This window comes from Gluconobacter sp. P1D12_c, from assembly GCF_018812105.1.
Classification (GTDB): Bacteria; Pseudomonadota; Alphaproteobacteria; order Acetobacterales; family Acetobacteraceae; genus Gluconobacter; species Gluconobacter oxydans_A.
Genome location: NZ_JACSIQ010000292.1, coordinates 1 through 522 on the forward strand (window position 1 = coordinate 1; position 522 = coordinate 522).

Below are 522 nucleotides of genomic sequence, written 5' to 3' on the forward strand. Positions count from 1 at the left end.
GCTTCGGAGCCGCTACCAGTGTKGCAYCCAGGATCTGGCCGGACATCGGGAGATAACCGGCGTTCCGCAGGGTCGCGTCAAATCGGTCAAACAGCCTTTCAATGGCACCCGCCTGTGTCARACGCTCRCGAAACAGCCAGACCGTTTTGGCATCAGGAACACGATCTGAAAGCCCCAGCCCAAGGAAGCGCATGAACGACAGGCGATCGTTGATCAGATATTCCGTCCGCTCATCAGACAAATTGTTCAACGTCTGGATCACCAGGATCTTGAACATCAGCACCGGATCAAATGGCGGTCGCCCGCCTTTGCTTCCATCTGAATAGGCCAGTGCCTTCTCCAGATCAGGACGGAACACTTCAAAATCCACAGTCCGGGAAAATGCTTCGAGCTCATCACCAAGCCCGCTCAACCGGGCAAGCCGCTCTTCAACGTCAAAAAATCCCGGCTGCTTCATAGCGTCATTCCCTCAGTCAGAACCGGACGAATGGAATCACAGAGCAGACCTCAAAACCAGGGGGT

The 522-nt window shown here is 55.0% G+C and carries 1 protein-coding gene; it reads right to left on the reverse strand.

Annotated elements, in window-relative coordinates; translation table 11 throughout:
* A partial coding sequence (locus KP705_RS16810; protein WP_215765084.1) for a transposase occupies window positions 1–457 on the reverse strand: 457 nt, incomplete at its 3' end.
* Window positions 458–522 lie beyond the last annotated feature (65 nt).